This is a genomic window from Streptomyces sp. JLBJ103 (genome assembly GCF_058215575.1).
Genome location: NZ_CM177089.1, coordinates 8,200,241 through 8,227,169 on the forward strand (window position 1 = coordinate 8,200,241; position 26,929 = coordinate 8,227,169).

Consider the following 26,929-nt stretch of genomic DNA (forward strand, 5'->3'; position numbering starts at 1 on the left):
ACGGAGCCGGATGGTGCGGACCGTGGGGCCCGGACCGGTCAGACGATGCCCTCCGCGATCTCCGCCTGCTCACGGGCGGTCCCGTAGCCGGTGGGGGTCTGGTACGAACGGCGGGCGACGAACCACCAGATGGTGGCCAGGGTCAGCGCCACGGCCAGCGCGATGGAGGCATAGTTCATCGAGTCGACCGTCACCGGGCTGGACTGCGGCAGACAGAACAGCACCGTCACACAGGCGACCCACACCACCGCCACCCAGCCCACCGGCTTGCTCCAGCGGCCCAGATGCCACGGCCCCGGACGGAACCGGTCCCCGGCGCGCAGCCGCAGGAAGATCGGGATGGCGTAGGCGGGCGTGATCCCGATGACGTTGATGGCCGTCACCGCGCCGTAGGCGGTCGCCGAATACAGCGACGGCAGCGCCAGCACACACGCGACCGTCACCGACAACCACACCGCATGCACCGGGGTCTGGGTACGGGAGCTCACCCGCTGCCACAGCCGGGACCCGGGCAGCGCGCCGTCCCGGCTGAACGCGAACACCATCCGGCTGGCCGCCGCCACTTCCGCGTTGCCGCAGAACAGCTGCGCCACGATGACGATGAGCAGCATGGCGGTGGCGCCGCCGGTGCCGAGGGCGTCGATGAGGATCTGCGCCGGGGGCACCCCGGTCTCACTGTTCTGGGCCCCGGCGTAGTCCTGGATGGCGAACGTCAGCCCGGCCAGCAGCGCGAAACCGGCGGCCCAGGACACCCAGATGGCCCGGACGATCCCGCGCGCGGCGGACACCGAGGCGTTGGAGGTCTCCTCGGACAGATGCGCGGAGGCGTCGTACCCGGAGAAGGTGTACTGCGCGAGCAGCAGTCCGATCGCCGCCACATACAGGGGATTCGACCAGCCGGTGTCATTGACGAACTCGGTGAACACGAACTCCGGCGACTGGTGGTGGGACGGGACGATCGCCAGCGCCCCGACGATCACGGCAACACCCGCCAGATGCCACCACACACTGATCGAGTTGAGCAGACTGACCAGCCGCACCCCGAACAGGTTCAGCACCCCGTGCAGCAGCAGGATGCAGACAAAGATGACCATGGTCGATTCCGGCGTGGGGTCGAAACCCCACTGGAGCTGGAACAGCGCGCCGGTGAACTGCGCGGCGCCGTAGTCGATTCCGGCGATCGCCCCCAGCAGCCCCAGCAGATTGAGCCAGCCGGTGTACCAGCCCCAGGCCCGGCCGCCGAGCCGGTCGGCCATGTAGTACAGCGCACCGGAGGTGGGATACGCGCTGGTCACCTCCGCCAGCGCCAGCCCGACGAACAGGACGAACAGGCCGACCCCGGCCCAGCCCCACAGCATCACCGCCGGACCGCCGGCGCCCATCCCGAAGCCGTACAGCGTCATACAGCCGGACAGGATCGAGATCACCGAGAAACTGATGGCGAAGTTGCCGAAGCCGCCCATCCGGCGGGCCAGGACCGGCTGATAGCCGAGTTCCCGCAGCCGCTGCTCGTCGTCCTGCTGTGGGGCGGGCCCCGACTGCGACCATGCGGTGGACATGAGGGTACCTCCGTAGGGGGAAAGCGGGGAACGTTCAACGGAAGGTGGTTCAACGGAAGGTGGTTTAACGGAAGGTGGTTTAACTGAAGGTGGTTCAACTGAAGGTGAGGGGGGGACCGAGCGGTGGCGCTCAGCCGCTGGGCCCGGGTCTGGGCCCGCGGGCGCCCGCCAGACAGCGGATCCGGGCGCGCAGGAAGGTGTCCTCGGCCAGTGCGCGGTCCGACGGATCGGGGGTGCGATAGGCCCAGGGGAGCGGGGTGAAGTACGGTCCCAGCGCCTCGAATACCCGGGCCGCGTCCGGGAATTGCAGCGCTCCCCAAAGCGCGTGCGCCAGATGGTTGAGGTCCAGTAGCGAGCTGGTGGTCCGGTCCGCGTGGTCGAACCAGCCGCGCAGCGCCCGGTTGGCGTCCCGGGCCGCGTCCCGGGTGGCCCAGTGGAGGTCCAGCGCCTTCTCGAAACCGCGCTCCTCCCGGTACCGCTCGACATGGACGTACAGCGGCAGCACATGCAGCGGCGACCCCTCGGGCGCGCCCGAGACCACCCACTGCACGAAGTTGACCGCCTCGGCCAGCGATCCGCCGGCCCGCCGCATGTACACGAACTGGAGCATCCGGTGGTACGCCTCGCGGTTGTACGGATCGCGCCGGTCGGCCTCCGCCAGCAGCCCCCAGGGCCCGGGGAACAGCAGCGGCCCCGGCGGCTCCATCCGGTGCTCCGCCATCCGCTGATCGGTGTCGAGCTGTGCCAGGGCCAGCAGACACACCCAGGGCACCGGGTCCGCAGCGGAGTTGTGCGCGGCCATCCGGCAGCACTCCCACGCCTCCTGCCACAGCTCCTGGGTGCGCTGGTGTCCCTCCCGGCGGGCGCGGACCGCCCGTTCCACCACGACCCGGGTGTGCATCACCAGCGCCGCCACGCTGTCCGGCTCCTCGGCCCGCCACGCGTCCACCACATTGGATCCGGCGGCCACCGCGGCCAGTACCTGGGTGCGCTGGGTCCACAGCGTCCAGGTCGGGGTCTCCGCCAGCAGGTTGCGCATCGAGATCCAGCGGCCGGTCCGCAGGTCCTGCAAGGCGATGCGCAGCCCGTCGTCGTAGCCCGCCGGGTGGTAGACGGGGCGGAACTCTTCCTCGGCCATCGGGTGACTTTCGTGCGGAGCTGACGTAGACGTACCTGATGTGGAGCGGGGATGTTGCTGATGGATCGTCATATATGCGGGCACGCCGGAGATTTCGCTTCCGGGCGTGCTCGGCAGATCGTTGGATGTGGGGATCTTAGGGCATCGCGGTGTCCGGTACATGACCGCGTATCCGCGTCCGGCCACGCTCGGCCGGTGGTGTGGAGAAATGGCACCGGTCCAGAGCCGCTCTTGACGCCGCCCCGGCGCTGCCACCAGGCTGCTGTGCGCGATCATCGATAACCGCACGATCGACCGAGCCCCGGTCGCACCCTACGCGATCGGCCAACTCCCTCGCGGAGAACGGGACATGTTGCCAGCAGAGCGCCGCGCACCCACCCCGGCCGACCCCTCGAGCGGCCCGGTGCTCGCCGTCGACCAGGGCACCTCGGGTACCAAGGCGCTGGTCGTCTGTCCCGAGCGCGGTGTGATCGGCACCGGTGCGGCCACCGTGCGCCCCCGCTTCCTGCCCGGCGGACTGGTCGAGGTCGACCCCGCCGCGTTGCTCACCTCGGTGGTCGACGCCGGACGCCAGGCGCTCAGCGAGGCGGGCGAACCGGTCGTGGCGGTCGGTCTGGCCAACCAGGGGGAGACCGTGCTCGCCTGGGACCCCGCCACCGGCACCCCGCTGACCGACGCACTGGTCTGGCAGGACCGCCGGGCCGAGACGGTGTGCGCCGACCTGGCCCCCCACGCGGACACCCTGCGTGAACTGACCGGACTGCCGCTCGACCCGTACTTCGCCGCGCCCAAGATGGCATGGATCCGCCGCCACCTCACCCGCGAAGGCGTGGTCACCACCAGCGACGTCTGGCTGGTCCACCGGCTCACCGGAGCGTTTGTCACCGACGCCGCCACCGCGGGCCGCACCCAACTGCTCGACCTGGACCGGGTGGAGTGGTCCCCGAGGGCCCTGGACCTCTTCGGGCTGAGCGCCGAGCGGCTGCCGCGGGTCGTCGACGCCGACACCGCGGTCGGGACCACCACCGCCTTCGGCGCCGAGATCCCGCTCACCGGGCTGCTCGTCGACCAGCAGGCCGCCCTGCTGGCCCAGCGGGTGACCCGGGCGGGCGCCGCCAAGTGCACCTACGGCACCGGTGCCTTCCTCCTCGCGCAGACCGGCCCTCGGCCCCGCCGCGGCAGCAACGGCCTGGTCAGCTGTGTGGCCTGGCGGCTCCGCGGGCGCACCAGCTACTGCCTGGACGGGCAGGTGTACACCGCCGCCTCCGCGGTGCGCTGGCTCACCGACCTCAAGGTGATCGGCGGGCCCGAGGACCTCGACCCGGTCGGCGGAAGTGTGCCGGACACCGGAGGAGTCACCTTCGTACCGGCGCTCGCCGGTCTGGCCGCGCCGTGGTGGCGCGGCGACGCGCGGGGGTCGCTGACCGGCCTGGGACTGGACACCACCGCGGGCCATCTGGTGCGCGCGCTGTGCGAGGGCATCGCCGCCCAGGTCGCCGAGATCGCCACCGCCGCCTGCGCCGACCTGGGTGCCCCGCTCACCAGCCTGCGCGTCGACGGCGGACTGACCCGCTCGGCCCTGCTCATGCAGACCCAGGCCGATCTGCTGCAACGGCCCGTCGAGGTGTCCGCGCTGCCCGATGTCACCGCGCTGGGCGTGGCCGCCGCCGCCCGGCTGGGACTCGACCCCGGCCTCGATGCCGAACGGGCCGTCCCGGCCTGGGAACCGTCCGCGGTCTACGAGCCGCGGATCGGCGCGGCCCAGGCCGCCGAGCGGCTGGCGCGCTTCCGTTCGGCCGTGGCCGCGCTGCCGGACCCCGCGCCACCGGGTGCCGGGTGACACCGCCACCTAGGTCCTGTCCTGTCGATCTTCGTGGATCAGCCCGCGGTGACTGGTGCCGTGGATCGCAAGGCGGAGGGTCGTCCTCGTACTGGGCGTACTCGGAAGATCCCGACAACGCGGCGAGGCGCGGTGCCAGGCGTCGCGGGCCCGCGAAGATCGGCAGGACAGGGCCTAGGACAGGGCCTGACCACCCGCCATCACACACAAGCCGCAGCGAACAAGCGAACGGGGAACCAGCATGACCGTCACCACCACGGGCGACCTCCCGGACGAGGTCTACGACGTGGCCATCGTCGGCGCCGGGGTGGTCGGCACCGCCATCGCCCGTGAACTGGCCGCACACCGGCTGCGGATCGCCTTGCTGGAGGCGTCCGACGACGTGGGCAACGGCACCTCCAAGGCCAACACGGCCATTCTGCACACCGGTTTCGACGCCACCCCCGGCACACTGGAAGCCCGGCTGGTGCGTGACGGCTACCGGAGGCTGAACGCGTACGCCGCCGAGGCGGGCATCCCGGTGGAACCGCTCGGCGCCCTCCTGGTGGCCTGGGACACCGACCAGCTCACCGCGCTCCCGGCCCTCGCCGACAAGGCGGCGCGCAACGGCTGCCACGAGACCAGGATCCTCGACGCCGACGCGGTCTACGCCCGGGAACCGCATCTGGGGCCGGGCGCCCTCGGCGCTCTCGACGTCCCCGGCGAGAGCATCATCTGTCCCTGGACGACCACGCTCGCCTACGCGACCCAGGCGGTGCGCGCCGGTGTCCACCTCCATCTCCACTGCGCGGTACGGGCCGTCACCCCTGGCGAACACCACCAGGTGGCCACCACCCGGGGTGTGCTGCGCGCCCGTCATCTGGTCAACGCCGCGGGCCTGTACGCGGACGAGATCGACCGGCTGCTGGGCCACACCGAGTTCAGCGTGACCCCGCGCCGCGGCCAGCTCATCGTCTTCGACAAGTTCGCCCGCGGCCTGGTGAACCACATCCTGCTGCCGGTACCCACCAAGCTGGGCAAGGGGGTGCTGGTCACGCCGACCGTCTACGGCAATGTGATGCTCGGCCCCACTGCCGAGGATCTCGACGACAAGCGTGCCACCGGATCGTCGGCCGACGGGCTCGACCTCCTCCGCGAGAAGGGCGCACGGATCATGCCGGAGCTGCTGGGCGAGGAGATCACCGCGGTCTACGCCGGACTGCGCGCGGCCACCGAACACGGCGACTACCAAATCCGCGCCCACCCCGCCCAGCGCTATGTGTCCGTCGGCGGCATCCGCTCCACCGGGCTGACCGCTTCCCTCGCCATCGCCGCCCATGTGGCCGAAATCCTCACCGGATGCGGACTGGACCCCGGCCCCGCGCGGAAGCTCGAGCCGGTACGGATGCCCAACATCGGCGAGGCGTTCCCGCGCCCCTACCAGCGGGCCGACCTCATCGCCGCCGACCCCGCCTACGGCACCGTCGTCTGCCACTGCGAACGCGTCACCCGCGGCGAGATCCGGGACGCCCTCAGCAGCACCGTGCCGCCCGGCTCCCTCGGTGGCCTCCAGCGCCGCACCCGCGCGCTCGGCGGCCGCTGCCAGGGGTTCTCCTGCGGAGCCGCCGTACGCGCCCAGTTCGACGGGCACGGCGGACCCGGCGCACCCCGCCACAGCCCCGGCACGTCACCGACGGAGGCCCGGCGATGACCACCCCGACCGATTCCGCCACCGCCGCGCCCGGCCGCCGCCGGCGCGCCGTCGATGTACTGATCGTCGGCGCCGGACCGTCCGGACTCGCCCTCGCCGCCCGGCTGGCGGCCGCCGGGGTGGACCGGGTGGAGGTGCTGGACCGCGAGCTCCACGCGGGTGGCGTACCCCGCCACTGCCACCACACCGGATTCGGCCTGCGCGATCTGCGGCGGATGATGAGCGGGCCGGACTACGCCCGCCACTCCATCGCCGCCGCCCTGCGCGCTGGGGCGGTGTTGCGCACCGGTGTCACCGCCACCGGATGGGCGGGCCCGCGCACCCTGGACACCACCGGGCCCGGTGGTCTGGAACGGATCACCGCTCGGGCCGTGGTCCTCGCCACCGGAGCCCGTGAACGGCCGCGCGCCGCACGGCTGGTCCCCGGCGACCGCCCGGAGGGTGTGTTCACCACCGGACAGCTCCAGCAGGCCGTCCATGTGCACCAGCAGACCGTCGGCCGCCGGGCGGTGGTCGTCGGCGCCGAACACATCAGCTACTCCGCCGTCCTCACCCTGCGCCACGCCAGGGCCGACGTGGCCGCCATGGTCACCGACCTCCCGCGCCACCAGACCGTGTCCGCGTTCGACCTCGGCACCCGGCTGTGCCACCCTTTCCCGCTGCTCACCGACACCACCGTGACCGGGCTGACCGGACGGGGACGGCTGGCCGGTGTGCGGGTGCGCCACCGCGACGGCAGAACCGCGACCATCCCTTGCGACACCGTGGTGTTCACCGGCGACTGGATCCCCGACCACGAACTGGCCCGAAGCGCCGGAATCGCCCTCGACCACGGCACCCGGGGCCCCGCGGCCGACACCGGGTTCCGCACCGGAGAGCCCGGGGTGTTCGCCGTGGGCAATCTGCTGCACCCCGTCGAAACGGCCGATGTGGCCGCCCTGGACGGCCGGTTGGCGGCCGGACCGGTGCTGCGCCATCTGACCGACCGGCAATGGCCCGCGGATCCGCTGCCGGTGCGCGTCGGTGCGCCGCTGCGCTGGATCGCACCCAACCGCATCGACCCCGGCGGCCCCCGTCCGCCACTGGACCGGTTCACCCTGCGCACCGCCGCGTTCCTGACCCGGCCGGTGCTCACCGTCCGTCAGGACGGCCGGACACTGCACCGACGGCGGGTGCCGCGCACCGTGGCCCCCGGCCGGCCGCTCCACCTCGGCGCCGACTGGATCGGCGCGGCGGATCCGCGCGGCGGGCCGGTGCTGGTCACGGTGGACTGACCGGCTCGGCCCCCGGTCGGGGTCTCGGCCCGCGACAGCAAACCGGACTCCTCCGCGCGCTCACAGTCCGCGCAGCCGGTCCATGTCCCGCCGGTCCCGCTTGGTTGGCCGCCCGGTGCCACGGTCGCGCAGTCCGATCGGCACCGCCTGCTCGCGCGGTGGCGGTGGCGGGCTGTTGTCCACATAGCACTCGATCGCGACGGGCGCTCCGACCCGCTTGCGCACCACCCGCGATACCACCACGACCCGGTCCCGCCCGCCGTGGCGAAGCCGCACCTCGTCCCCGGCGCGCACCGCGTGGGCAGGCTTGACCCGCTCGCCGTTGACACGGACGTGACCGGCGCGGCAGGCCGAGGCGGCCATCGAACGCGTCTTGGTGAGCCGCACGGACCAGATCCAGCTGTCCACCCGTACGGACCCCTCATCAGAAGCCATACTCCGACTCTAATGTCTAAGGTGCGACGCATGAGCGCACATTTCGACGTCGTGGTCCTGGGAGCGGGATCGGGCGGCTATGTCGCGGCGATCCGCGCCGCCCAGCTCGGTCTGACCACGGCCATCGTGGAGGAACGCTTCTGGGGCGGCGTCTGTCTGAACGTGGGCTGCATTCCGTCCAAGGCGCTGCTGCGCAATGCGGAGCTGGCCCATCTGTTCACCCATGAGGCGGCGACCTTCGGGTTCCGGGTGACCGGCGATGTGACCCTGGACTACCGGGCGGCGTTCGAACGCAGCCGGAAGGTGGCGGACGGCCGGGTCCGCGGCATCCACTACCTGATGAAGAAGAACAAGATCACCCAGTGCGACGGACGGGGCACCTTCACCGGCCCCCACGGCCTGCGGGTCACCCTCACCGACGGCCGCACCGAGAACCTGACCTTCGACCACTGTGTGATCGCGGCGGGCGCGTCCACCAATCTGCTGCCCGGCACCTCGCTCAGCGACCGTGTGGTGACCTACGAGGAGCAGATCCTCTCACCCGAGCTGCCCGGCAGTGTGCTGATCGCGGGCGCGGGCGCCATCGGCGTCGAGTTCGCGTACATCATGCACAGCTACGGGGTGCAGGTGACACTGGTGGAGTTCCTGGACCGAATCGTGCCCCTGGAGGACGAGGAGGTCTCCGCCGAGCTGGCCCGCCGCTACCGCAAGCTGGGCATCCATGTCCTGACCTCCACCCGGGTCGAGGCGATCAACGACGCGGGCTCCGCCGTCAAGGTCATGGTCACCACCGGCGGTCAGCGGCAGACCCTCCAGGCCGGGCGGGTGCTCCAGGCGATCGGCTTCCGGCCCCGGGTCGAGGGCTACGGCCTGGAGAACACCGGCGTCCGGCTCACCGAGCGCGGCGCCATCGACGTCGACGGCCACTGCCGCACCAGCGTGCCGCACATCTTCGCGGTCGGGGACGTCACCGCCAAGCTGATGCTCGCCCACGCGGCCGAGGCCATGGGCATCGTCGCGGCCGAGACGATCGCCGACGCGGAGACCATGGCCTTGGACTACGTCATGATCCCGCGTGCCACCTTCTGCCAGCCGCAGATCGCCAGCTTCGGCTGGACCGAGGCCCAGGCCCGGGAGCGCGGTTTCGATGTCCGGGTGGCCAAGTTCCCGTTCAGCGCCAATGGCAAGGCCCACGGTCTGGGTGACCCCGTGGGCTTTGTGAAGCTCATCAGCGACGGCCGCCACGGCGAGCTGCTCGGCGGCCATCTCATCGGCCCCGAGGTCACCGAGCTGCTCCCGGAGCTCACCCTCGCGCAGCAGTGGGATCTGACCGTGCACGAGGTGGCCCGCAACGTCCACGCCCATCCCACGCTCAGCGAGGCCGTCAAGGAAGCGGTCCACGGGCTGGCGGGACACATGGTCAACATGTGACCCGCCACCGGCGACCACGAGATGTGATGTATGAGAATATGCGAGACAGTTTCATGTGAAACCCTGTTCTGCGCCGGGTGAACGCAGTGGAGGCGGGCAGGTAGCTCGCCCCCGGGCTGAGTGTCAGCTGACGACAGCCGCGGTGGTGGTCAGGAGCTCCGGGAGGGTGCCGGGGAAGTCGGGCAGCAGCCGCAGCGCCACCGCCCACGCCTCCGGGTCATCGCCCAGATGCGTGGCGACCAGCTTCCGCAGCTCCCGGTACGCCGGAACATCCGCCCGCTCTCGGGCATTCAGCGGCCGATGGGCCAGAAAGAGCACGGCGGGCCCGGCCGGACGTGCCTCGCGCACCACGTCCAGCAGGGTCAGCTGCCCGTGCGTGAGCGCCAGGCCCAGCCACTCATCCGGCCTGGAGCGGGGCAGCCGGTGGTGGCGCAGCAGATCACGGGCACTGGGGCGGGAGCCGGTGAGGTCATGAGGGTGGGCGTCATGCCTCAGCCGCAGGTCGGCCGGGGCGCTGTGCCGGCGCAGGTCCTCCGGGCAGTCTTCCCGCCGTGCGATCTGGACGATGACGTTGTCCGGCAGCGGATCCCGGTCGTGCTCCTCGGTCAGTCCCTCCCAGGAGAGGCCGGTCTCCTCGGACAGCCGGTCCAGCATCGTGTCGATCTCCCCGGGGGCCTGACGCCCCAGTCCGCGGAGGATCGCCGCCTGGGCGGCGGGCGCCTGCGCCGTCGCCAACTCCTCACGCAGCACGGCCAGTCCGTCCGGCGTCGCCAGCGCCTTCCGGACCACGGTGTGCGTTTCGGGGGGCAGCGGATGTTTGCGCCGCTCTCGGCCGCCGAACTCGGTCTCGTCCAGCAGCGCCGCCACGTCCGATGCGCCGTACCGCTCCCACATCCGCACCAGCGGCAGCAACTGCCCGGCCGGCGTTTGCAGTTTGACCTTGCCCAGCAGGATCCGCACCAGGCGGGGATCGCCGGAGTCGCGGATCGGCAGCAGCCAGTGGCGGCGTCCGCTGCACTCGAGCTCCTGGACCAGCTCCTCGGTGACCGGCAGGGGCTCGGTACCCCCGCCCGTCCCGAACCGCCTGCCCACGAGGATGCCTCTGCGTTGTTCGTCCGTCAGCTCGGTGTGGACGTACAGACAGGTGTTGATCTCGGGGTCGTCATGGACGATCAGCTCCTGTATCCGCTCCGCGGGCAGATCCCAGCGCGACGCCACGAGGGCGAGCACCGACCGGCCGTGGAGTGCGACCACGCGGTCGCGCACGGCGGGCGAGGGCGGGTGGAAGAGCAGCAGATGCTGTACGGACCGGAGGTCCAGATGCTCCACGACCGCCGACTGGACGTCATCGGAGGCATGGTGGAACAGCCGGAGGAACGCCGCGCGGCCGCCCTCGGGGTGCTTGGCGGGGAACTCGGGACCGAGTGGTCGGGGCCAGTCCTTGCCCCGGTGCTTGACCGACTGCTCCACGGCCGCGGCCACCAGCTCCGTGGCCGTTCCGGTGAACCGGGGGAGCAGCGCGTAGAGCGCGCGCCAGCAGGCGAAGTCCTTCCCGAGCGGGCGGACCAGCTCGGTCATCGCCTGACGGACCGTCTCCTCCCGGAAGGGGAGCGCGGCCAGCACCTGGCGGACGGGCCGGACTTCGGCCAGCACCCCGTGGGCCGGATAGCGGCCGTCGGCGATGCCGCGCGCGAGCAACAGGCGGAGCCCGTACGCCGAGTCGTCGGCCCGGTCGGTCCCGCGCAACAGCGCCCAGGGGAGGACGGGTTGTTCGTTCGTCCCCTGGCACTCGCGCCAGGCCGCCAGCACCAGTTCCTCCGGGCAGTCCGGGCGGGACGCCAGAGTGGCCAGCGCCCCGTCCGGGAAGGGCTTGGTGCGGTGCTCGGCCAGGATCGCTTCCCAGTTGACGTCGATGTCCTCCAGAGAGAACACCTGATACCTGCCCACTGTTGTCCGCAGCCGGGTCACCAGGTCCCCGTCGTCGGGTGCCGGGGCGCTCTCGGGCCGAACACCCGCCTCCGGTACGCCCGCCTCCAGTACGGCGGTCGCATGCCGTACCACCTCGGGGAACGGCGCGCTGAGCGCCGGGACGAGATCGTCGGACGCGCGGGTGGACAGCAGAAAGCTCACCAGACCGCCCGGAGCGCGCCATCCGGGGTCCTCCAGGTTCTCCGCGGCTCCGGCGAGCACCGCGCGGCGCAGCCTCGTCTCCAGGTCCTGGCGCAGCCGCCGTCCGTAGAGCGTACGGGCCAGGCGAGGGTCGCCCAACGCGGCCAGCCGCAGCAGGACGGGCAGTTGGCGTGGCGGCGTCCCCTTGGCCAGGGCCGTCAGCAGTTCACGGTCCCCGGAGGCGATCACGTGGTTCACCACATGGCCGGGCCGGGGCGCTGAGGACTGGAGCATGGCGAGGGTCTCCTCGCGCAGCCGCGCCATGAGGTCCGGGGCGCGGGACCGTCCGGCCAGCCCGAGGAGTGTGGACAGCAGGACAGGGGGGAGAGGCGCCACGCCGGCAAGTCTCCGATCGTCAGATCCCGCCGCCGTGGCGGGAAGAGGGAAAGAACGGTGGGGCGGGTGGGGGTCACTCGGTGCCCAGCTCGGCCATCCGGGCCAGTGCGCCGACCCAGAAGCGCTGCCGCTCCGGGGTCTGGCCCACCAGATGGGTGGCGCGCAGCTTCGGCGGCAGATGGCGCAGCAGCCGCGCGACCGCCTCGGCGTGCCGCTTCAGCTGGGACACCTCGGCGTTGGCGAACGCCTGGTGCACCAGATCGGTGTCATTGGTGCCCTCGGCCGAGGTCTCGGACGCGGCGGCCAGCCGGGCTTCCCAGCGGTCCACCTCCCGGGCGATCTCCCGTAGCCCGATGACCTGCTGCTCGGCGTTCTCGGAGAGCCGCGCCTCCAGCCGGGACAGCGGCACCGGCGCGTACTCGCCCTCGCCGAGATAGATCAGCCCCGTCTCCAGCGGCTGTTCGGCCAGATGCAGCTTGATCAGCCGCTCGAGTGTGCGCTTGGTGATCCAGTCCCGGCCCTCGTCGTCGATGTCGTTCTTCCACCAGTCGAGCACCGTCTCGGCCACCTCGCCGTAGGTGGAGATCAGCCACTCATTGGCGGGGATGTCCTCCGGCCGCACCTCGTAACTGACCGTGAAACGGCTGGCCTGTGCCACGTTGTTGCTGCTCACCAGCAGCTTGCGGCCCAGGTGGTACGGCGGGTTCTGGAGCGCGACCTGGGCGCGCAGCCCCGGGATCGGCCGCCCGGCCAGGGACCACTCCTGGGTGATCTCCATCAGTTTGGCGAAGGTGGCCTTGTCCTTGGGCCGGTTGTACTCGTCCCAGACGATCACCTTGGGGTCGGGGCCGGTCAGTGAGCGGCTCAGCAGGGTGTCCAGGGTGCCGTCGGGGGTGGGGACCGGTACGCACAGGTCCTCGACATTGGTGACCGGCAGCGAGAAGTACACCGGGTCGGTGCCGCTCTCCTCGCGGACCACCGTCTTGGTGATCTCCGTCTTGCCGCAGCCGGGCGGCCCCTGGAGCAGTACGGCCCAGTTCTCCCGGACCGCGGTGCGCAGGATCCGGCGCACCGGGTCGGGGATGGAGGCGGGGTTGGGGCGGCCCAGGGCCCCGGCGATGGCGTCGAGCAACTCGGTGGTGCGGTCCGCTCCCGGTGTGCCATCGGCCTTGCGGTCCCGCAGCCGCAGCCGTGTGCCGCCCACCAGGGGCAGGCCCCAGGCGAGCGGGAACTCGGCGCGGGCGCAGTCCAGGATGTGCTGGAGGGTGCGGGGGGACAGCAACGACCGCAGATACGGGGTCAGTCCGGCCCAGACGCGGAACACCTCGGTCAGATCCCAGTCCTCGTAGCGCTCGGCCAGTTTCTCCCGCCAGGCGGTGTCATTGGCCGTGATCCGCAGGGTGACCATCCGGTCCAGCACCGCCAGATCGCTGCGGCGGGCGCTGGTCTCGGTCAGCGACTCGTTGTCCGCGAGGAAGACGCCGACGCAGCCCAGCTTGCGCAGATCGTGCTCGCCCAGCGTCCAGTTGCAGGCGATCTGCATCAACTGCGACTGGATGGTCTCCCCGGCCTGCAAGGAGTCGTCGATCAGCAGCACAAAGGGCTTGCCTGGGTTGAGTTGACGCATGATCAGCTGGGTGAGGACCAGCTCCCCGGTGCGGTCGTCCCGGACCGGCGCGTTCACCAGCAGATCGTCCGGGGTCAGATTGGCCGCCGGGACGAGGATGACATCGGTCCCCGGATGCGCCCGCGGTATGTAGGACAGGAACGTCGATGTCTTCCCGATGCCGTGCTCACCGAAGACCTGTCCGGTCTGCCCCATGGCGATCATGGCGCTGATGAACCGCTCGAGACGCGAACCGCCCTTGGCCGTGCCGGTCCGCCGGGGCGGTTCGGGGTACGTGGCGGTGGCCCGCCAGCCGTCCCCGGCGCCGTCGCGCCGGGCCGATCCGCGGCCAACGGCCTTGGTTTTTCCGGTACGTGCGGTCGTCGTGCCAGTGGTCTTCGCGGTGGTCTTCGACCTCGTGCGGGCGGTCCGCTTCGCCGCCGGCTGCCGCTGTTCCGCCTCCGCGTCCCCCGCGGGTGCCGCTGTGTCCACACTGCTCACGGTGGCCTGTTCCCTCATCCCGTTCCGGTTGTTCTGTCTGCGTCCCCGTGCGCACGGCCGCGGGGAGATCTCTCGGTTCAGCTGTCGCCGGTGACCACGCGATGGCATGCCATCGGCGGGTCATGCCGCTCCGGCCAGTCGTCACCACCATCGGTGATCAGCCAGATCCATCGGTCGGGCCGCTCCGGGGTGACGGCGGGGGCGTAGCCGTCGGTGACCATGATCACCGCATCGGCGCTTTCCTCGAACCGCCGTCCACTGACCGCGAGCCGACCCTCGACGTAGTCCACGACCGCCTGGAAGCTGGTGCCGCCCCCGCCGTGCACCCGCTCCCCGGGAGCGAAGGGCATCACCGTCCCGTCGAAGCTCAGCCAGTGGCTCTCCACCCCTTCGGTCCGGCCCACCAGCGAGGTGATCCAGTCGACCACCTCCTGAGGCATCGACCCCGAGGTGTCCAGGGCCACGACCACCACCTTGGTGCGCTCGGCACCACGCCGGGACAGCATCGGGTCATGGCCGAGCGCCAGCAGCACCGCCCCCTGCTTCTTCGGATAGATCAGCCGCTCGCCCTCCCGCAGCTTGGAGGCCAGCACATCGTGGAGCCAGCGCCGCCACCACTCCACCCGGCGGGTGCGCTGGGTCTCGCCGCGCAGTGCGCCGAGCCCCATCCGGCCCCACATCCGCTCCAGCCGCTTGCCGCCGTCCGCGCTGCGGTCCGCGAGGGTCAACAGCTCCTCGCGAGCGAGCTCTTCACCGCGGAGCGCCCGGCGCATCAGCTCGGCCAGCGTCCGGTCCACCACCGAGGACACCGTCTCCGGATCCATCGGCACCCCGCTCTGCTCGTCCCCGCCCGCGCCCATGTGGACGCACAGCACCGGTGGCACCGGGGGGTTGCGCATCCGCTTCAGCTCGCCGTAGATCGTCAGATCCGTCACGGTGAAGTCCTCGTAGGACAGCGGCTGAAGACCCTGTTCCCGCAGATCGGCCCGGTACATCCGGTGCACCTCGCGCGGATCGACACCCACCGGCTCCCGCCGGGTGCCCCCCTCGCCGTCCGGCACCGCCCGGGTCGGCAGCTCCGTGCGCCCCAGCCGGATGAGTGCCACATGGTTGATGGCCACTTCCGCCGCCAGATCGAAGACCGGATCGGCGCGCAGCTCCTCCTCCACGTACAGATGGCGGTGGATCAGATGACGCGCCTCGTGGAACAGCACGAACCGCACCCCGCTCGCCCCGATGGCCACGAAGAACCCGGGGTTGTACAGCAGCAGACAGGTGCCGTCGCCGGTGGCCACCACCGCCGCGGTGTCCACCGCGGCCGTCGGGATCTGGTAGTGGCACTTGGCGAACAGCCATGAGGACACCACGCTGTCCTTGACCCCGAAGTCCAGCAGCGCCGCCTCCTTGAGTCTGCGCCCCTCCTCGGCCACCTCCGGATCGTCCACCTGACAGGCCAGCAGTGCCCGCCGGTCGGCCAGGTCCACGACCGGGCGTGCCGGGGCGTGCCGGCTCCGTCCCGCCACCTGCGTCATGCCTTGTCCTCCCGCCCCGCTCCGGGGCCGACGGGGGCCAGGGCAGCCAGCCCCGCGGTCCGCAGCAACTCCGGTACGGTGCCGGTGAACTCCGGGAGCAGACGCAAGCCCAGCGTCCACGCCTCCGCGCTGCCGTCCAGATGCTGACGGATCAGAGCCTCGAGGTGCTCCCCGCCGCCGTCCGTCTCGCCCCGCTGCTCCGCCTCCCGCACGAGGGCCAGCACACAGTGGGCGGGCTTGGCGGTGTCCACCACCTCGGCACGGGTGAGCAGTTTCCGCCGGATCGCCATCTCCACCCAGGACACCCCGTCGTCAGGTGTGGAGAGGGTGGCCTTCGCCAGCACCCGGGAGGGGTCCTCGCCCTCCACCAGCTTCCGGTAGGCGGTCTGCTCCGAGCGGGACATCCGCCCGACCGCGAGCCGCAACAGCTCGGGGCAGCCGTCGAGTTCGGCCAGCTCCGAGAGGTAGTAGCGGGGCAGCGGGGAGCGCAGATGCTCCGTGAGCAGGGTGTCCCAGTCCCAGTCGAACCCCTCGGCCAGCAGCCAGTCCAGCGTGCGGTCGATGGTCGGATGGCGCAGCCGTCCGGCCAGCTGTTTGGCCGACCCGGCCTTCCGCGCCAGCTCCCGCAGCCGCTCCCGCGCACCGTCCTGGTCGGGGTCCGCCAGCAGCTCCGCGACGGTGGTGCGCACGGTGGGCTGGAACCAGTTCGGAAGCTGCTCCCCGAGCTGCTCCGGCCCCTGGCGCTCCCACAGCCCCCATGCGAACCGCCACTGGAGATGCTGCGAGTTCAGCGCGACCTTGTGCAGCACATGCCCGGTCATCCACGGGTCGCCACTGGCGGTCCAGGGCGCGAACCACACCTTCTGGTCCCGGCGGGTGCTCCGCTCCAGGTCCGCGCGGAACGCCTCGTCGACCGGCAGCCGATCGGTCCGTCCCGGTGTGAACGGCTTTCCGGTGACCAGCGCCAATCGCTGCTCCCAGGTCACCGAGCGCTGATAGACCAGACCCGCGTTGACCGCCGGATCGTCCAGAGCCGCCAGCGCTGTCACCACCTCCGCCGACAGATCGCGGCGGCGGGAGAGCAGCACCCGCTCCCGGTTTCCCGGGGCGGCCAGCGCCCGTGCCGGCCATTCGGTCCGCAACCGGCAGAGCACCAGCAGGTCGTACGCGGTGCGGTCGTCCAGATGCGGCAGCAGCCGCCACTGGGTCGCGGTGTCGGCGGTGTCGAGCAGCACCAGGAACGCCGCGCGGGCGCCCTTGGGGACCACCGCCTCGGTGAACGCCGGTCGCTCGGCCGCCTCCGGCCACGGTCCGTCGGCGCCCTCCCCGCGTGCCGCCCTGGCCACGGCGTCGTCCAGCAGCTCGGCCACCGTGCCGCGGAACCGGGCCAGCCGGGCCCGTACCACGCGCCAGGCGGCCACGTCGTCGCCCAGCTTCTCCGCCACCAGAGCGGTCAGCTTCGCGGTGAACCCGGCGGCCCGCTCGTGTCCTTCACGGGTGGTCGTCATGGGCTGAACCGAGGTCAGCGCCGCCATCGCCGGGCGCAGCGCCAGCAGCTCATCGGCGGACACGGTCCGCCCGAGCCCCTCCCGCACCAGTGAAGGGAGCAGTTTCCGGGCCTCCTTGGCGGGCAGCGCGTCCAGCGCGGCCAGCGGCACCGGCCGCCCGAGCTCCGTCAGCAGCGTCGCGGCGTCGGGGTGCCCCTCGCACAGCACCGGCAGCGCCTCGGCGGGACAGTCGGTCCTGGCGATCAGCGCGGCCACCACCCCCGGTGCCAGCGGCTGTGTGCGATGTGCGCCCACCAGCCCCGCCCAGTCCAGCTCGGCGCGCAGTCCCAGCGCTTCGGGCACGCCCTTCGGCGGGCCGCACACCTCGTCCAGCAGCCCTGCCGGTCCCTCGGCCGCTTCCACCGCGGTCCGGAGGGCCTCCACTCCCTCCGGACCGGCCACGGCCGCCAGGCCCAGCGCGATGTCCTCCTCGTCGTGTCCGCCATCGGGCGCGCGCACGGCGTCCAGCAGCTCCGTGAGCCGGTCCGAACCACCGTGGACGACGAGGGAGAGCATGCCCCGTAGCCGCTCGCCACGCGTCAGCTCACCGGTCTGCCACAGGGCGTCGAGGGCGTGCGCCACCACATCGCGGAACGGAGAGACCACCGCGGCCCGCAGCGCCAGCCGCCGGTGCCCGGCCGAGGAGGCCCCTACCGTCAACAGCCCGGCCGCCGGACCCGGTTTGTCGAACCAGAAGCGGTCGGCGGGATCCGCCGCAGCCAGGACGGTACGCAGCTCGGCGAGTGTCCACGAGCCGTCGTGGAACGCCTTGGCCGCCACCAGCGGATGACCGGACGCCGCGAGCCGCGCGCGCAGCGTCGCATCGGCCGCCGTCGCATGCTTGTTCCCGGCCAGCAGCTCCAGCCACGGTCCGGCCTCGGCCAGCACCGCGTCCACCAGCGCCGACGGGATCCACTCGGCTGTCCGCACCACCGGCTTCAGCAGATCGGGCGTCCGCTCGAGCAACTCCCGCAGATCCTCCGGACGGCCGCGGTCGAGCAGCGGCCCGAACGCGGGTCGGAGCGGCAATCCGGTCATCTGGCCTGGTCCTCTCGTCGGCGCTCACAGGGCGCGGGGAACCAGGACAGGGTGACCGGCCGGGGAGCATGACGCTCCCTCGGCAGGTGACCTGTCTTCCCCCGCAACACCACACACGTTATCGGCGGGGTACGACACCGTGGGGTCCCCCTCCGGAACACCCGTGCGGGCGACGGGGGACTGTGGTCAATCGCGGGCTTTGACTCGGCTGAGTGCGGCTGTGCCCGCGGCCGCCGACACCATCTGGAGGAGGTACTCGATCCAGTCGATGCCCTCGGTGTCCGCCACCCCCAGCCCGGCGGCGATACCGGTGCCGATGAGCGCGGCGACCACACCGACGCCGATGGTCCACCCCACGTCCAGACGCTGTCCGCCCGGCAGCACCGACCGTGCCATCGTGCCGATGACGACGCCGAAGACAACGGCGCTGACGATCCCGGAGATCTCCATATACCTCTCTTTTCTGCCCTGTGAAGTTCGGAGGTGCCGGGGCCGCCGACGGCGGGGGCGCCGATGGCCATGGCGATAGGGATGACGTCACCGGCCCCCGTGGGGTTTCTCCTCAGGTCACGGTGTTGGCGTACTTGGCCAGGAGCAGAACGGTCTCTCAGGGAGTTGCGCGATGCGATGCATGTGTTCTCATGTGGTGGCCGCCAGGGTCGGGTAGTCGAGGTAGCCGGTCTCGCCTCCCGTGTACATCGCGTACCGGTCCCGCACCGGATTGAGGGGTGCGCCGATGCGCAGCCGTTCGACCAGGTCGGGGTTGGCCATGAACGCGCGGCCGAGCGCGATGAGATCGGCTCCGGCGGCCAGCAGCCGTTCGCCCGCGTGACGGCCGCCGTCGGTGGGCAACGGCCCCCGCCCCAGCGCCGGGTTGGCGATCAGAGTGCCCGGCCACTCACTCCGGATGTCCTGGTAGAGCGGCTGGCCGGGATCGGCGAACACGATGTGCAGATAGGCCAGGCCGGTGCCGGCCAGCGCCCGGACCAGCGCCGGGTAGATCGCGTCGGTGTCGCCCTCCTCGATGCCGTTGACGGTGTTTCCGGGGGAGATGCGCACTCCCGTCCGTTCGGGGCCGATCGCGTCGGCGACGGCTCGGGCCACCTCGACGGTGAAGCGGATACGTCCGGACACCGGACCGCCGTAACCGTCGGTGCGGTGGTTGGTGTTCTTGGCCAGGAACTGGTGCAGAAGATGGCCGTTGGCCGAGTGCACCTCGACACCCTCGAACCCGGCGTCGATGGCATTGCGGGCCGCGGAGGCGAAGTCGGCCACGGTGGACCGGATGTCGGTGGCGGTCATCTCCCGTGGCAGAACGGCGGGTTGACGTCCGCGCGGGGTGTGAATGGTCTCCGGGAGCGGGACGGGTGACGGCGCGACGGGCGTCAGGCCGTGGGTATCGGGGTGGCCGACCCGTCCTCCGTGCTGCAACTGCAAGAACATCCGGCCACCGGCGGCGCGGACCGCGTCGGTCACCTGCCGCCATCCGGCCACCTGTGCGCCGGTGTGGATCCCGGGGATATGGGGATAGGTCTGCCCCACGGCGTTCGGCGTGGCGGCCTCGGCGATGATCAGCCCCGCGGAGGCGCGCTGTGCGTAGTAGGTCGTCATCATGGGCTGCGGTACCCCGTCTGCTCCTGCCCGGTTGCGGGTCAGCGGTGCCATCACCAGACGGTTGGGCAGACGCAGGGGGCCGAGGCGGGAGGGGGCGAATAGCGGGGAGTCCACTGAGGCGTTCGTCATGCCGGTACGGTAGGAGTTGACATCAGTGTCAGATTCAAGTCGTGAGTCGGCGTGCGAGGTGGGGCGATGCGCATCGGTGAACTGGCCCGGCGGAGCGGGGTGAGCGAGCGTTCGCTGCGCTACTACGAACAGCAAGGACTGCTGCGGGCGGAGCGCACACCAGGCGGCCACCGCGAGTACGGCGACTGGGCCGTCGACCGGGTCATCCGCATCCAGGAGCTGCTGGCCGCGGGGCTGAACAGCACGAAGATCGCCCAGTTGCTGCCCTGTATGCGGGACGGGGACGGCGGTCCGTCCGAGATCGCCACTCAGCGGCTGGTCACCGAACTCATCGGGGAACGGGACCGCATCGACCGCACGATCGGCGATCTGATCCGGTCACGCGATGTCCTGGACGAGGTGATCGCCGCGGCGTCGGACTCCCCGGGGCCGGCGGCCCGCGGAGGACATGCATGATGGGACGGTGGAACACCTTCCCGTGGACGTGCGCGCCTCGCTCCGGTTCTTCGCCTTCTACCTCGCGAACGGCACCGTCGACGTCGACCTGCTCGACGGTATCGACTACCGACCGGCTCTCTTCCAGTACGGTTCCGTTCTGGAGCAGGTGTTCGCGATCTACGGCAACGTACTGCGCCTCGACGAGAACGGGCAGGTGCTGAACGACGGAGAGGCGCAGTACCGCGCCGCCCAGTGGATCCGAGCCCACTGCGATCCGGGCTACCGGGTCGAGCCGCCGTTTCAGCCCTGGGAGACCGAACTCCACGGTCCCTGACGGCGTCAGGAGCCATCCCCACCACGCTTCAGTCCGCCACCGTCACATCCCGCCGCTCCCAGGCGACCTGGGCGAGATCGGCCATGACGGCGAGGATGTCCGGACTGTTCGTCGCGCCGTCGAGATGGCGGTACTCGGTGGCCACCGTGATGACCATCCGTTCGGGCAGCCCCAGCCGCGGAAAGGTGTTCTCGCCGATGAGTGTGCGGGCCGCGTCCAGGGCGGGGACTCCGGCCGAGTGCAGCTGATGGGCGCGGTCGCGGAGGTGCTCGAGATAGCGGATGTGATCGCGGACGCCCTCCGGGTCGAGCACCGGACCGTGGCCGGGGACGATGATCTCCGCCCCGGTGGCCAGCACCCGTTCACAGGCGGCGATCACCTGGCTCAGCGGTCCGGCCCAGTGCACCGCGTGGTCGCCCGGGTCGCCCGGACCGGAGGCGAAGATGACATCGCCGGTGAACGCCACACGCTGCTGTGGCAGATAGGCGATCAGATCGCCGGTGGTGTGCGCGGAGGGCAGTGCGAACAGCTGGACCGGCACCTGCCCGATACGCAGATCGAGTTCACCGGTGAACGTCAGCGTGGGCTCGACCACATCGGTGGCGGACCAGTCGAACCGTCCGAAGTGGTGCTGGAGGTACCAGCCGAGCGGTGTCTCCGGATCGCTGCCGTGCACCAGGGCGTGCAACTGCCGTGGCTCCGGCTCCCAGGCGATATGGCCGAGCGCCTCACGGGTGGCCACGACCTCCGGGTCCGGCAGTACTTCCGCGCCCCACAGGTGGTCACCGTTGGCATGGGTGACGATCACCCGGCCGATACGGCCGCCGTCGGGCAGCAAAGTCCGGCTGCGCTCCAGGAAGTCCAGGGCCATTCGGCGGTCGTAGGGGGTGTCCACCCAGGCCGCGGCGCCGTCGGGGGAGACGATCAGACCGCAGTTGGCCAGCCCCCATCCGGTGCTCGGTGTGGGGGACCACAGGTGGACTCCGTCGGCAAGGGCGATGAGCGGCGACTGCGAGAGCATGGACGCCAGTATTCCGGGTGCCGCGCCGGATGACGGACACATCGCGCCATCCCGTCATTCGCGCCTTCCCGTCATCCCGCCATCGTTCCCATCGGGATGGCCAGGCCACAGCGGTTGTCATGCCGTGAGGGGCCGGTCGGCCGGTTCGACCGGCGCCGGGAGGGTCGTGGACCCCGTCAGATAGCGGTCCACGGCCGCCGCGGCCGACCGGCCCTCGGCGATCGCCCAGACGATCAGCGACTGGCCGCGGCCCGCGTCCCCGGCCACGAAGACCCCGTCCGCCCCGGCGCCGAAGTCCGCATCGCGGGCGATGTTCCCCCGGGCGTCGACCTCCAGCCCGAGCTGGTCGAAGAGCCCGTCCCGCTCCGGACCGCGGAACCCCAGCGCGAGCAGCACCAGATCGGCGCGGAGCACCCGCTCGCCGCCCGGCTCCGGCCCTCCCTCGCACTCCGCTCCGACCAGCCGCAGCGCCCGGACGCTGCCGTGCGGCCGCGCCGCGTCCGGTGCGGTGCCGTCGAAGCGGACGGTGGTGGCCGAGAACACCCGGGCGTCCACGTCCGCCTCCGGGGCGGCCGCCAGCTCTTCCGCCTCCTCGTGCGCCGCGGACAACCGGTAGATCTTGGGGTAGGTGGGCCAGGGCTCGCCCTCGTCCCGCTCGTCGCCCGGCCGGGGGTGGATGTCCAGTTGGGTCACCGAGGCGGCGCCCTGGCGCAGTACGGTGCCCAGACAGTCGGCGCCGGTGTCCCCACCGCCGACGATCACGACATGCTTGCCCTCGGCGGTGATCGGCGGCCGGAGGTAGTCGCCCTCCTGGACCCGGTTGGCCATCGGCAGGAACTCCATCGCCTGATGGATCCCGGCCAGCTCCCGGCCGGGCACCGGCAGCTCCCGCCAGGCCCGCGCGCCCACCGCGATCACCAGCGCGTCGTAACGGGACCTGAGTTCGGCGGCGTCCACATCGGTGCCCACGCTCACCCCGGTACGGAACTTGGTGCCCTCGGCGCACATCTGCGCCAGCCGCCGGTCCAGGTGGTGCTTCTCCATCTTGAACGCGGGGATGCCGTAGCGCAGCAGACCGCCCGCCCGGTCGTCCCGCTCGTACACCGCCACGGTGTGGCCCGCTCGCGTCAGCTGCTGCGCCGCGGCAAGCCCCGCGGGGCCCGAGCCGATCACCGCGACGGTCCGGCCGGTCAGCCGCTCCGGGGGCCGGTGCGGGACGCGGCCGCTCTCCCACGCCCGGTCGGCGATGGCGACCTCGACGTTCTTGATGGTGACCGCGGGCTGGTTGATGGCGAGCACACACGCGCTCTCGCACGGGGCTGGGCACAGCCGTCCGGTGAACTCCGGGAAGTTGTTGGTGGCGTGCAGCCGCTCGATCGCCCGCAGCCAGTCCTCCCGCGAGACCAGGTCGTTCCACTCGGGTATGAGATTGCCCAGCGGACAGCCCTGGTGGCAGAACGGGACACCGCAGTCCATACAGCGATCCGCCTGGGCGCTGATGATCGGCAGCAGTCCGCCGGGCTGGTAGACCTCGTCCCAGTCCCGCACCCGCTCGGGCACCGGGCGGCGCGGCGGAAGGCGGCGTGGTGTGGTGAGAAAACCCTTCGGGTCGGCCATGACGGCCTCCGTTACCCCTGTCATGGTCTGGCCAGGGAGGGCCCGGTCCACCGGGCTCCCGGCGTGGCGGCGGCGTACGGCGCCGCCACGCGCTTCTCCCCACTGTACGACCGGTGCCGCGCAACAGGGCCGGACCGCCGTCCACGGGCTGACCAGGGCGTTCCGGACCGCCGCCACCAGACCACCAAACTGCCGCCCCGACCCGCAGCAGGGCGGACCGCTACCCGGCCGGCAGCCGGGCGCGTACCGCCTCCGCCTGTGCCATCACCCGGTCCACCAGCTCCGCGCAGGACGGCAGATCGTCGATCACCCCCGCCACCTGGCCCGAGGCCATCACCCCGGTGTCGGTCCGCCCGTCCACCATCGACGCCTTCAGCAGCATCGGGGTGGTGGCGGCCAGCAGCACCTGGCTCCAGGTGAGCTCCCGGCCGCGGCGCATGGCCAGTCCGTCGCGCGCCATCCGCGCCCAGCCCATCCCTGACAGTCGCCGGAAGGCGGCGGCGTGGCGCACGGCGCGGACGAGCGCGGCCGCGCGCCCGGAGCGCTCCAGGGCCTCGACAAGCTCGCTGCGGAGCATTCGGTGCGGCATTCCGTCCACCGCCGTGGTGACGGTGACATCGGTGACCGCCGCGGCCAGATAGCGGGCCTTCACCGCGTCCGGCACCGTGCTGTCGGAGGTCAGCAGGAAGCGGGTGCCCATCGCGATCCCGGCCGCCCCGTAGGCGAGCGCGGCCACCAGACCCCGTCCGTCGTGGAAGCCGCCCGCGGCCACCACGGGGATGTCCACCGCGTCCACGACCTGGGGGAGCAGCACACTGGTGGCCACCTCACCGGTGTGGCCGCCGCCCTCGCCGCCCTGCACCACCACCGCGTCCGCGCCCCAGGCCGCCACCTTCTCCGCGTGCCGCCGTGCGCCGACGGACGGGATGACCACCACGCCCGCGTCCTTCAGCCGGGCGATCAGCTCGCGGGTGGGGGCCAGCGCGAAGGACGCCACCCGTACGCCCTCCTCGATGATGATCCGCACCCGCTCCGGGGCGTCGCCCGCGTCGGCCCGCAGATTCACGCCGAACGGCGCGTCGGTGCGCGTGGCGACCTCCCGTACCGCCGCCCGCAGCCGGTCCGGGGACATGGTGGCGGAGGCGAGGATGCCCAGCGCCCCGGCGTCGGCCACGGCGGACACCAGCCGGGGCCCGGCCACCCACCCCATACCGGTCTGGACGATCGGATGGCGGACACCGGTGAGCGCGGTGAGCGCGGTGTCCATCAGGACGGCACCTCCCGCTCGCGCAGCCCCTCCGGATCGATGACCTCCCGGATCAGCCGCAGCTCGGTCTCACTCGGCTCACGGGTGCGAGGGACGTCGTCGGCGATGGTCAGCGGGAAGCTGGTGGCCTCCCGCACCTGATCCGCGGTCACCCCCGGGTGCAGGGAGCACACCCGCAGGGTGCGGTCGGGGGTGGCGAAGTCCAGGACGGCGAGATCGGTCACCACGCGCCGCAGGTGGTGGAAGCGGCTCGCCGCCGGCCCGGCGGCCTCCGCCCGGTCGTAGCCGACACCGCAGACCATGTCCACCTGTGACACGAACACCCGGCGGGAGTGCCGGGGCACCCAGTAACTCGTCGGGTTGTTCAGGGTGTTGACGGGCGCTCCGCGCACGCCCAGCAGCTGCCGCCGGGGCCGCTTCCAGTCGCCGACGCACGAGATGTTCTGGTTGCCGTGGCGGTCGAGCTGGCTCGCGCCCATCATCACATGGCGTTTGCCACCGCTGACCAGCGCCAGATGGCGGCGGTACGGCAGCCAGCCCTCCACCACCTCCGGGTCGTCGCCGATGAGCATCGCCTCGCCGTCGGTCAGCAGCAGACCGGGCGCGAAGGTGAGCCTGGCCAGCTGTGCGCCGATCCGGGGCACCATGCCCATCGGCGCGGCCAGGATCTCCCCGTCGCCCCGCCACGCTTCCGCGCACGCCACCACACATGTCTCGGCGCGGCTCACACCCTCGGTCATCGGCCCTCCCTCCCGAAGTCCGCCACCGCGGCCCGGTACGCGTCCTCGTCCCCGGACAGGAAGCGCGCGCTGAACTCCCGCCATGCCCCGGGGTCGGCGGCGGCCTTGGCGTACGCGCTCTGGAACGCCTCGTCGCGCCCGTAGTCGGGGACGCAGGAGGTGAAGTGGGCGCCGTGCGGGGCCTCGATCACACCGGTCACACTGTGCCGGGCGACGAGCAGCGTCTGCGGGCCGCCCGCCGCCGCGAACTCCGCGGTGTCGACCACGCGTTCACAGGAGACATACGCCCGCTCCGCCGCTTCGCAGAACAGGTCGTCGAAGTACGGATCGGGGCCCAGGTACTGGCCGTTGCCCGCGGCGTCCGCGCGGTTGAGGTGCACCAGGGCCACGTCCAGCCGCAGCGCCGGTACCGCCACCAGCTCCTCACCGTCCTCGTACGGCGAACGGACCGTCCGCAGAGCGGGGTTGACCGTCATCACGTCCGAGCCGAGGCCCGCGCGGACGGGCAGGAACGGCAGCCGGTGCACCGCGGCGGTCAGCCCCCACATGACCATCGCCTCGTCCAGCTCGACCAGTTCGAGGGTGCCGCGCTCGCGCGCCGCCCGGAAGTGCGGCTCCAGGGGGATCGAGTCCAGCGTCGCGAAGGCGGTGACCAGCTTGCGGATCTTCCCGGCCGCGGCCAGCAGCCCCACGTCCGGACCGCCGAAGGAGACCACCGTCAGATCGGTGACGCCGGTGCGCAGCAGGGCCCGCACCAGCGCCATCGGCTTGCGCCGGGAACCCCAGCCGCCGATACCGACCGTCATGCCGCTCTCGATCCGGCTGACCGCCTCCGCCGCGCCCATCCGCTTGTCCATGCCCGGCCTCACCGCCGCTCACCGCCCTGTGCGAGGAAGGCGTCCCGGTGCCGGTCGGAGAGCCCGCCGAGGTTCGCCTCGAAGGTGAATCCCTGCTCGAAACGGTAACTGCGGTGCACATCGACCGGGTCGATACCGTTGATCGCGGCCTTGGCCAGCCGCAGCAGTGCGCCGTCCTTGGCGGCGATCTCCCGCGCCAGCTCCAGCGCGGCGGTGCGCAGTCCGGTGCGTGGCACCACCCGCCACACCGAGCCGTGCCGGTGCAGCTCCTCGGCGGTGGCGGTGCGCGCGGTGTAGTACAGGGCCCGCATCAGATGCTGCGGTACCAGCCGGGCCAGATGGGTGGCCGCCCCCAGCGCGCCGCGGTCCAGCTCCGGCAGGCCGAAGGTCGCGTCCTCGCTCGCCACGATCGCGTCCGCGTTGCCCACCAGGCCGATGCCGCCGCCGAGACAGAAGCCCTGTACGGCCGCGACGACCGGCACCGGGCAGTCGTAGACGGCGGCGAACGCCTCGGCACAGCCCCGGTTGGCGCCGAGGAGAGCCCCGTACCCCTCGGTGCGCTGCATCTCCTTGATGTCCACGCCCGCGTTGAACCCCCGGCCCTCGGCGGTGAGGACCACACAGCGCACTTCAGGGTCGGCGCCCGCGGTGCGCACGGCCGCGGCCAGCGCGTACCAGCCGTGCACGGGAAGGGCGTTGACGGGTGGGAAGTCCATGGTGACAACGGCGACGCCCGCTTCCGGGGCGGTGGTGGAGACACCCATGAGCAGATCCGCTACCTTTCCACCAAACATTTGTTAGGCGTGAAGGTAGAAG

Annotated in this window: 21 protein-coding genes; 6 read left to right on the forward strand and 15 right to left on the reverse strand. The window is 71.8% G+C overall.

Annotation, left to right across the window (positions count from 1 at the left end; all coding sequences use genetic code 11):
- Window positions 1–38 precede the first annotated feature (38 nt).
- The gene (locus tag AC4BEG_RS34790) at window positions 39–1,559 is read right to left on the reverse strand and encodes an amino acid permease (protein WP_490703659.1); all 1,521 of its coding nucleotides are present in this window, start codon (window positions 1,557–1,559) and stop codon (window positions 39–41) included.
- 130 nt (window positions 1,560–1,689) lie between these two features.
- The gene (locus tag AC4BEG_RS34795; RefSeq protein ID WP_490703660.1) at window positions 1,690–2,697 is read right to left on the reverse strand and encodes a hypothetical protein; all 1,008 of its coding nucleotides are present in this window, start codon (window positions 2,695–2,697) and stop codon (window positions 1,690–1,692) included.
- 349 nt (window positions 2,698–3,046) lie between these two features.
- Between AC4BEG_RS34795 and AC4BEG_RS34800 the strand changes: the two genes are divergently transcribed.
- The 3 genes from AC4BEG_RS34800 (at window position 3,047) to AC4BEG_RS34810 (ending at window position 7,501) form a co-directional block, all read left to right on the forward strand.
- Window positions 3,047–4,537, forward strand: coding sequence for an FGGY family carbohydrate kinase (locus AC4BEG_RS34800; protein WP_490703661.1), 1,491 nt, complete (start codon window positions 3,047–3,049; stop codon window positions 4,535–4,537).
- Window positions 4,538–4,778: 241 nt separating this feature from the next.
- Entirely contained in the window at window positions 4,779–6,227 is a 1,449-nt protein-coding gene (locus AC4BEG_RS34805) for an NAD(P)/FAD-dependent oxidoreductase (RefSeq protein WP_490703662.1), read from the forward strand.
- Window positions 6,224–7,501 (forward strand): NAD(P)/FAD-dependent oxidoreductase, encoded by a 1,278-nt coding sequence (locus AC4BEG_RS34810; RefSeq protein ID WP_490703663.1) that lies wholly within the window; start codon window positions 6,224–6,226, stop codon window positions 7,499–7,501. Before AC4BEG_RS34805 ends, AC4BEG_RS34810 begins: the two co-directional genes overlap by 4 nt.
- Window positions 7,502–7,561: 60 nt before the next feature.
- Here AC4BEG_RS34810 and AC4BEG_RS34815 read toward each other — a convergent pair whose 3' ends face one another.
- Window positions 7,562–7,936 (reverse strand): RNA-binding S4 domain-containing protein, encoded by a 375-nt coding sequence (locus AC4BEG_RS34815; RefSeq protein WP_490703664.1) that lies wholly within the window; start codon window positions 7,934–7,936, stop codon window positions 7,562–7,564.
- Between the two features lie 30 nt (window positions 7,937–7,966).
- Here AC4BEG_RS34815 and lpdA point away from each other — a divergent pair, with 30 nt between their 5' ends.
- Entirely contained in the window at window positions 7,967–9,367 is a 1,401-nt protein-coding gene (gene lpdA / locus AC4BEG_RS34820) for a dihydrolipoyl dehydrogenase (RefSeq protein WP_490703665.1), read from the forward strand.
- 123 nt (window positions 9,368–9,490) lie between these two features.
- On the opposite strand, the gene AC4BEG_RS34825 is transcribed toward lpdA, so the two are convergent.
- From AC4BEG_RS34825 to AC4BEG_RS34850, 6 genes are all read right to left on the reverse strand, one after another.
- Complete coding sequence (locus tag AC4BEG_RS34825) at window positions 9,491–11,872, reverse strand: hypothetical protein (protein ID WP_490703666.1); 2,382 nt, start codon at window positions 11,870–11,872, stop codon at window positions 9,491–9,493.
- 73 nt (window positions 11,873–11,945) lie between these two features.
- Window positions 11,946–13,979, reverse strand: coding sequence for an ATP-binding protein (locus AC4BEG_RS34830; protein WP_490703667.1), 2,034 nt, complete (start codon window positions 13,977–13,979; stop codon window positions 11,946–11,948).
- 77 nt (window positions 13,980–14,056) lie between these two features.
- Window positions 14,057–15,511 (reverse strand): DUF2201 family putative metallopeptidase, encoded by a 1,455-nt coding sequence (locus tag AC4BEG_RS34835; RefSeq protein WP_490703668.1) that lies wholly within the window; start codon window positions 15,509–15,511, stop codon window positions 14,057–14,059.
- The gene (locus AC4BEG_RS34840; RefSeq protein ID WP_490703669.1) at window positions 15,508–18,096 is read right to left on the reverse strand and encodes a hypothetical protein; all 2,589 of its coding nucleotides are present in this window, start codon (window positions 18,094–18,096) and stop codon (window positions 15,508–15,510) included. Before AC4BEG_RS34840 ends, AC4BEG_RS34835 begins: the two co-directional genes overlap by 4 nt.
- A 186-nt stretch (window positions 18,097–18,282) precedes the next feature.
- Window positions 18,283–18,546, reverse strand: a complete 264-nt coding sequence (locus AC4BEG_RS34845; protein WP_490703670.1) for a GlsB/YeaQ/YmgE family stress response membrane protein — start codon at window positions 18,544–18,546, stop codon at window positions 18,283–18,285.
- A 189-nt stretch (window positions 18,547–18,735) separates the two neighbouring features.
- Entirely contained in the window at window positions 18,736–19,839 is a 1,104-nt protein-coding gene (locus AC4BEG_RS34850; protein WP_490703671.1) for an alkene reductase, read from the reverse strand.
- 66 nt (window positions 19,840–19,905) lie between these two features.
- On the opposite strand from AC4BEG_RS34850, the gene AC4BEG_RS34855 reads away from it, so the two are divergent.
- Both AC4BEG_RS34855 and AC4BEG_RS34860 read left to right on the forward strand, forming a co-directional pair.
- Entirely contained in the window at window positions 19,906–20,295 is a 390-nt protein-coding gene (locus AC4BEG_RS34855; protein ID WP_490703672.1) for a MerR family transcriptional regulator, read from the forward strand.
- Between the two features lie 7 nt (window positions 20,296–20,302).
- Window positions 20,303–20,611, forward strand: a complete 309-nt coding sequence (locus AC4BEG_RS34860) for a DUF7677 family protein (RefSeq protein WP_490703673.1) — start codon at window positions 20,303–20,305, stop codon at window positions 20,609–20,611.
- A gap of 28 nt (window positions 20,612–20,639) precedes the next feature.
- On the opposite strand, the gene AC4BEG_RS34865 is transcribed toward AC4BEG_RS34860, so the two are convergent.
- From AC4BEG_RS34865 to AC4BEG_RS34890, 6 genes are all read right to left on the reverse strand, one after another.
- Window positions 20,640–21,632, reverse strand: a complete 993-nt coding sequence (locus AC4BEG_RS34865; protein WP_490703674.1) for an MBL fold metallo-hydrolase — start codon at window positions 21,630–21,632, stop codon at window positions 20,640–20,642.
- Between the two features lie 117 nt (window positions 21,633–21,749).
- The gene (locus tag AC4BEG_RS34870) at window positions 21,750–23,249 is read right to left on the reverse strand and encodes a glutamate synthase subunit beta (RefSeq protein ID WP_490703675.1); all 1,500 of its coding nucleotides are present in this window, start codon (window positions 23,247–23,249) and stop codon (window positions 21,750–21,752) included.
- A gap of 220 nt (window positions 23,250–23,469) precedes the next feature.
- Window positions 23,470–24,516, reverse strand: a complete 1,047-nt coding sequence (locus AC4BEG_RS34875) for an NAD(P)H-dependent flavin oxidoreductase (RefSeq protein ID WP_490703676.1) — start codon at window positions 24,514–24,516, stop codon at window positions 23,470–23,472.
- Window positions 24,516–25,256 carry a CoA-transferase subunit beta gene (locus tag AC4BEG_RS34880; RefSeq protein WP_490703677.1) on the reverse strand — a complete coding sequence of 247 codons (741 nt, stop codon included), beginning with the start codon at window positions 25,254–25,256 and terminating at the stop codon, window positions 24,516–24,518. Before AC4BEG_RS34880 ends, AC4BEG_RS34875 begins: the two co-directional genes overlap by 1 nt.
- On the reverse strand, window positions 25,253–26,113 hold the full coding sequence (locus AC4BEG_RS34885) for a CoA transferase subunit A (RefSeq protein WP_490703678.1): 861 nt from the start codon (window positions 26,111–26,113) through the stop codon (window positions 25,253–25,255). Before AC4BEG_RS34885 ends, AC4BEG_RS34880 begins: the two co-directional genes overlap by 4 nt.
- An 8-nt stretch (window positions 26,114–26,121) precedes the next feature.
- Window positions 26,122–26,877: an enoyl-CoA hydratase family protein gene (locus tag AC4BEG_RS34890; RefSeq protein WP_490703679.1), complete on the reverse strand. Its 756-nt coding sequence runs from the start codon at window positions 26,875–26,877 to the stop codon at window positions 26,122–26,124.
- Window positions 26,878–26,929 lie beyond the last annotated feature (52 nt).

What these genes read in the sequence shown, in the direction of transcription:
- AC4BEG_RS34790 (WP_490703659.1), bottom strand. Translation starts at nt 1,559, where the DNA reads ATGTCCACCGCATGGTCGCAGTCGGGGCCCGCCCCACAGCAGGACGAC.
- lpdA (WP_490703665.1), top strand. Translation starts at nt 7,967, where the DNA reads ATGAGCGCACATTTCGACGTCGTGGTCCTGGGAGCGGGATCGGGCGGC.
- AC4BEG_RS34840 (WP_490703669.1), bottom strand. Translation starts at nt 18,096, where the DNA reads ATGACCGGATTGCCGCTCCGACCCGCGTTCGGGCCGCTGCTCGACCGC.
- AC4BEG_RS34885 (WP_490703678.1), bottom strand. Translation starts at nt 26,113, where the DNA reads ATGGACAAGCGGATGGGCGCGGCGGAGGCGGTCAGCCGGATCGAGAGC.
- AC4BEG_RS34835 (WP_490703668.1), bottom strand. Translation starts at nt 15,511, where the DNA reads ATGACGCAGGTGGCGGGACGGAGCCGGCACGCCCCGGCACGCCCGGTC.
- AC4BEG_RS34815 (WP_490703664.1), bottom strand. Translation starts at nt 7,936, where the DNA reads ATGGCTTCTGATGAGGGGTCCGTACGGGTGGACAGCTGGATCTGGTCC.
- AC4BEG_RS34875 (WP_490703676.1), bottom strand. Translation starts at nt 24,516, where the DNA reads ATGGACACCGCGCTCACCGCGCTCACCGGTGTCCGCCATCCGATCGTC.
- AC4BEG_RS34805 (WP_490703662.1), top strand. Translation starts at nt 4,779, where the DNA reads ATGACCGTCACCACCACGGGCGACCTCCCGGACGAGGTCTACGACGTG.
- AC4BEG_RS34890 (WP_490703679.1), bottom strand. Translation starts at nt 26,877, where the DNA reads ATGGGTGTCTCCACCACCGCCCCGGAAGCGGGCGTCGCCGTTGTCACC.
- AC4BEG_RS34870 (WP_490703675.1), bottom strand. Translation starts at nt 23,249, where the DNA reads ATGGCCGACCCGAAGGGTTTTCTCACCACACCACGCCGCCTTCCGCCG.
- AC4BEG_RS34850 (WP_490703671.1), bottom strand. Translation starts at nt 19,839, where the DNA reads ATGACGAACGCCTCAGTGGACTCCCCGCTATTCGCCCCCTCCCGCCTC.
- AC4BEG_RS34880 (WP_490703677.1), bottom strand. Translation starts at nt 25,256, where the DNA reads ATGACCGAGGGTGTGAGCCGCGCCGAGACATGTGTGGTGGCGTGCGCG.
- AC4BEG_RS34810 (WP_490703663.1), top strand. Translation starts at nt 6,224, where the DNA reads ATGACCACCCCGACCGATTCCGCCACCGCCGCGCCCGGCCGCCGCCGG.
- AC4BEG_RS34800 (WP_490703661.1), top strand. Translation starts at nt 3,047, where the DNA reads ATGTTGCCAGCAGAGCGCCGCGCACCCACCCCGGCCGACCCCTCGAGC.
- AC4BEG_RS34865 (WP_490703674.1), bottom strand. Translation starts at nt 21,632, where the DNA reads ATGCTCTCGCAGTCGCCGCTCATCGCCCTTGCCGACGGAGTCCACCTG.
- AC4BEG_RS34845 (WP_490703670.1), bottom strand. Translation starts at nt 18,546, where the DNA reads ATGGAGATCTCCGGGATCGTCAGCGCCGTTGTCTTCGGCGTCGTCATC.
- AC4BEG_RS34795 (WP_490703660.1), bottom strand. Translation starts at nt 2,697, where the DNA reads ATGGCCGAGGAAGAGTTCCGCCCCGTCTACCACCCGGCGGGCTACGAC.
- AC4BEG_RS34855 (WP_490703672.1), top strand. Translation starts at nt 19,906, where the DNA reads ATGCGCATCGGTGAACTGGCCCGGCGGAGCGGGGTGAGCGAGCGTTCG.